This is a genomic window from Candidatus Protofrankia californiensis (assembly GCF_900634765.1).
GTDB lineage: Bacteria > Actinomycetota > Actinomycetes > Frankiales > Frankiaceae > Protofrankia > Protofrankia californiensis.
The window spans coordinates 1-4,220 of the sequence record NZ_CAAAFT010000112.1; the positions used below are offsets into that span (position 1 = coordinate 1).

7 protein-coding genes are annotated in these 4,220 nt (G+C 60.5%); 1 reads left to right on the forward strand and 6 read right to left on the reverse strand.

Annotated features, from left to right (window positions below; all coding sequences use genetic code 11):
- The first annotated feature begins 276 nt into the window (after positions 1–276).
- A complete protein-coding gene (locus DD1DGNOD_RS06775) occupies positions 277–1,119 on the forward strand; it encodes a hypothetical protein (protein WP_131769689.1) in 843 nt (280 codons plus the stop codon).
- 9 nt (positions 1,120–1,128) lie between these two features.
- On the opposite strand, the gene DD1DGNOD_RS06780 is transcribed toward DD1DGNOD_RS06775, so the two are convergent.
- From DD1DGNOD_RS06780 to DD1DGNOD_RS06795, 6 genes are all read right to left on the reverse strand, one after another.
- Positions 1,129–2,001 (reverse strand): aldo/keto reductase, encoded by an 873-nt coding sequence (locus tag DD1DGNOD_RS06780; RefSeq protein WP_131769690.1) that lies wholly within the window; start codon positions 1,999–2,001, stop codon positions 1,129–1,131.
- Positions 1,935–3,146 (reverse strand): JmjC domain-containing protein, encoded by a 1,212-nt coding sequence (locus DD1DGNOD_RS06785; protein WP_131769692.1) that lies wholly within the window; start codon positions 3,144–3,146, stop codon positions 1,935–1,937. Before DD1DGNOD_RS06785 ends, DD1DGNOD_RS06780 begins: the two co-directional genes overlap by 67 nt.
- 72 nt (positions 3,147–3,218) lie before the next feature.
- Positions 3,219–3,365 (reverse strand): hypothetical protein, encoded by a 147-nt coding sequence (locus DD1DGNOD_RS26625; RefSeq protein ID WP_165036489.1) that lies wholly within the window; start codon positions 3,363–3,365, stop codon positions 3,219–3,221.
- A gap of 65 nt (positions 3,366–3,430) precedes the next feature.
- Positions 3,431–3,571, reverse strand: a complete 141-nt coding sequence (locus tag DD1DGNOD_RS26630) for a hypothetical protein (RefSeq protein ID WP_165036491.1) — start codon at positions 3,569–3,571, stop codon at positions 3,431–3,433.
- Positions 3,572–3,582: 11 nt separating this feature from the next.
- Positions 3,583–3,840 (reverse strand): transposase, encoded by a 258-nt coding sequence (locus tag DD1DGNOD_RS06790; protein WP_131769691.1) that lies wholly within the window; start codon positions 3,838–3,840, stop codon positions 3,583–3,585.
- Positions 3,837–4,220: transposase (locus tag DD1DGNOD_RS06795; protein ID WP_165036493.1), on the reverse strand; the 384-nt coding region annotated here is incomplete at its 5' end. The genes DD1DGNOD_RS06795 and DD1DGNOD_RS06790, both read right to left, overlap by 4 nt.

Consider the following 4,220-nt stretch of genomic DNA (forward strand, 5'->3'; position numbering starts at 1 on the left):
GGGATCACACGCCCCCCACTTTTCAAACACGCCTTAGCCAGGGGTACCCCCTAACCTGCCAGGAAGGCCGGTTCGTCGGTCTGAGGCAAATACAGGGGGGTGTAACGGGGCGCCCCCACGCTGATGGACCGCTGCAACAAGCTGCCTGCAACCTCCGCCGTAGGTCCCTCTGGAGCCGAGCTGGTCAACTTGCCGCGCGGGGGACACGCCATCGGTTCCACTGTACCGCCATGGTAGGGTCGACGCAGCAAGATCGGACCAGCCGAAGGAATCACGGTGCTTGATCTACGGGATACACGTATCCCTGACGTGATTGATTACTGCAAAGAAGTGCTCTCCGTAGATCTCGACACCGAGAATCCAGCCTTCGGCTGGGGTGGAAAGTCAGTCGGCTTCAGAACGAGTCGGGGGACCTGGGTTAAGATTCTATTCCGTCCCTCCGACCTTTTGAACGAGTGGACCTGGACGGGCGAGGAATGCGCCTCAGTGCTGACCGGAATCTCGAAACCGCAGCTTCTTAGATCGATTCGCTGGTCAGATGGCCAACGAGAGTTGGTGTGGCGGGCAGACGAGACAACTCGCGTAGACTCTCCTGTTATCAGCTCCACCCCGGAGATCCGGGACTATCCCCAAGGTCTTTCCGCTGATTGGTGGAACGATCTTCGGGAATCGCTCTCCGCGCTTGCTGGGAAGAAGACCACCCGCGTTGGTGTCCGCCAAGACCTGATCAATAGGCGAGTCCGTGAATACGCCGGTGAGGCAGTAGACCCCTCAGTGGATGAGTGGATGCCCGCTCATGCCGACGTGCATTGGGCCAACCTAACAGCGCCCACCATGACGCTTCTGGACTGGGAGGGCTGGGGCCTGGGGCCGCGTGGTCTCGACGCGGCTACGTTGTGGGTGTTCTCATTGCTCGTTCCTGCTGTCGCCAAACGAGTGAGTGAGGAGTTCGCCGACGACCTATCATGCCGATCTGGGAAAATCGCTCAGCTATTCATGTGTGTCGAATTGCTGAAGATGGTTCGAAATTTTGGCGATCATCCAGATTTGGAGAAGCCTTTGACGCGTGAAGCTGACCGACTAGTGGTCGAACTCGCGGGAACCCCACGTTCAGGTTAGAGAGTCGTACTACGAAGCATTAGCCCGCTGTCGGCTCCGTAGAAGCTTCCGATATCTTTCGAGCATTACGGGGTCGACACTGAGGCGGGTTGCTTCGACGAGTTGAGCGAGATGCATCGGATCGTTAAGACTTACCGAGACGCGCTCGACATTCGGCAACTCGTAGGCCAGTCGGAATGCCGCCTCGACAGGGTTGTATGGTCCCTGCATGCTCAGAAGAGAGCCGACGCTCAACGTGTCCCAGAAGGGCAGGCGGGTGTCACCTCCGAACGGGCTCATCCCCCATCGCCCGTCCACGCCCACCCGTAGAAGCTCGGCAAGGCTGTCGGTAGCCTCCATGACAGCCGAACTGACGAGTACACCGCTTCGGTGCATCAGATGGGTAGGAAGGGCTGACAGCTCGGCTCTGTGGCGGATCGCCTCAACGAGTGGCCGGGGTTCCCACGTCGATATCCCCCATGCTGCGCAGAGGCCAGAGTGTACGGCGCGCTCCAACGTCTCAGCAGCGTCAGTGAGCAGACCATAACCGATCTCGCGTCCGGCCTCTGTGACGCTTCTTTCGGGGTTGTGTAAGAAGATGACGTCTGGAGTTCGCCCCAAGGTGTCCGCTGTGACCTCGATCGCCTGTCGGAGTTGTATGGGATTCAGGGAGTGTTCAGCACGCCCGGTGGCGGAGGGAAAGAAGCCGACTTTGGTGGAAAGGCGAAATTCAGAGATTAGATCGGGCGCGATGGCTGCAAGCCGATCAAGCGAGGAAAAGTCGGCGTAGTTGAATGCGGTGTCCAGATCTTGAATTCCCTGTTCCAGTGCGGCTTCTAAAATGCCTCGGTTGTGACGAGTCCGGTATAGCCCGAGAATGATTCTCCGGTCAGGTGGGTGCATGTCCCTTCCTGGACTAGAATTCGCGCTAACGGTCGGATGTCGATTCCGGTTTCCGCGCTCACCGTGGCGAGGTTGACTGGGCGGCCACTCAGTAGGAGCGCGAGTGCGGATTCAGCCTTCTTCTTGACGGCAATTCTCTTGCCGCCGGCATAAAGGACGACGTTCTGATCTTCGCGTTCTATTTCTGGGGCGAACTCGGTGACGCACACCACTGCAGCTGGTTCTTGCGGTGAAGGGAAATGCGGCGCCTGGCGGGCGGGCGGTTGCAGTCTTTCGCGAGTCCTCAGATAGGATGCGGGAGGGTAGGTTTTTAATAGCTCGATAGCCGCCGCTTCGAGGCGCCTCCTTTCCTCTTCCCGATCTTCTTGCAATCGGGAACGAGTAAGGTCGCAGCGGAATAGCTCGATCTCCCGGGCTCGATCCGCGATCCATGCAAGCCAGTCAACCCCGGTACGTTTGACGAATCCGAAGGTAAGATGAAGGCTTACCGGGTCCCGGTTGCCGTCGCGCGTCGCCTGATGCCAATAGCCGCGCGGGATGTGCATCACATCGCCAGGCTTCATAGTACCTTGCCAGACCGATTCCTCGGACGCGATAGGGTTCGGCTCTGCGTCCCTATACATGGGGACGGATCGGGAAGAACTCCGGACGTCCCAGGATTTTTCGCCCGCGAGTTGAACAACGATGACGTCGTGATCATCCCAATGGATCGGAAATCCGGAGCTTGATCGTGTGGTCAGGTATGCGTTCACCTGTACTAGCTCGTGTGACCACCATTGGAGTGCTCGGGTTGCAACCTCCATTGTCGGGTCGAATGTGTCTAATGCGTCGAGTACGAGAGTCACTCCAGAATCTAGGAGGCTCGTCATTGCGCCTGAATCGACGATTCGGATATTTTGCCGTCGCCTGTTAGCTTGCGATCGAAGATAGTCGTTAGGGTGCAGTTCGTCGCCGTTCTGGAAGCAGCGTAGTTGTGGTGGCTCTAGGCTGCGTCGCATGAGGATGTCAAGAAGCCGCGTCGGGGTCATCAGCCGTTGGCAAAGCGACGCCTCAGGCAGACGGCCCCGCGCGAAAGCTTGCCCGAGGGGGGAAACGTCCGACCAGCCCAGCGCCTTGTGAATTCCCTGGACCAAGGGATGGTCCACGAGTCCCAATCTGCTCTCCTTATTTGGTGACCGTGCACGAGAGGCGCTGGGTCGGGCGTTAGCTGCTTCCTGTCAGTCCTCTTCGGGGAAGTTCAAACCGTCCCCGCTTCCGCCGTCGCTGCGGCCCGTGCTGCCTCCGTCGGAATGCTCCGCGTCGTAGCGGTCCTGGATCTGGGTCAAGGTGTCGACGGCTACGACAAGTTCGGCTTCGGGGTTCATGCGTGCTCCTTCGAGTTGGTGAGTTGGCAAGCTCTTTGCCCCAGGCTGAGATCTGGTACTAGAAATCATCTGCTGGCGGGCAGCGTGCGCGCTGTGGCCTTCGGTTCGTGCCGCTTGATCTCATAGACGGTGTCCCGTACATCGTTGAGGATGGTCACGCAACAGGCGGCATGCTCGTCTAGCGCTTCCTCCGCGAAGGCCCTCAAGTCGAGGTCCTTCACGGATCGGTGCGGGTGGTGTTGGCGTCCTCGCCGAAGGAGACGTCGCGGACGTAATGGACCTTGACCTCGATGTGCCAGTGCTGCCGGGCCAACAGCGCCAGCTGCGCCGCGGTGGCCTGCATGGCGGTCAGGTCGGTGACGGCGTAGACGGTTTCGCGGCTGGCGGGCCTGCCCTTCTGCCGCCGCCACCTGACGATCTTTATGGCTTGGTGGGCGTGGGGGAAGTCCAGGCCCGCCATGGTGGCGACCTTCAACGTGCGGGTCTCGTCCCGGCCGTGACCGTGGTCGCGGGTGCGCTCGCCCAGCGGGACCTCAGCCCAAGGCAGGGTACGCAACCGGCCATAGAGGGTGGGCTGGTCTTCTTCACCACGGTCAGGTAGTGGCCGCCTTTCGCCCGCAGCAGCCAGTCCAGGTTGGCCCGCACCGAGTGCAGGGCGTCGAACGTGACCGTCGCCCCGGCCAACTCCAACCCGGATAGCAAGGACTGGAAAGCGGTAGTCTCGTTCGACTTGGCGTCGACCTCGACGTGGTCGACCAGATGGCCGCTGCCGTGCTCGACCACTCCGAGCAGGTGTACCCGGCTGCCGTCCCGGCGGCGGGCGCCACGGCTGGTCTTGCCGTCCACCGCGACCGC

Excerpts from the sequence above, each read along its gene's own strand:
- DD1DGNOD_RS06780 (WP_131769690.1), bottom strand. The coding sequence starts at position 2,001 with ATGCACCCACCTGACCGGAGAATCATTCTCGGGCTATACCGGACTCGT.
- DD1DGNOD_RS26625 (WP_165036489.1), bottom strand. The coding sequence starts at position 3,365 with ATGAACCCCGAAGCCGAACTTGTCGTAGCCGTCGACACCTTGACCCAG.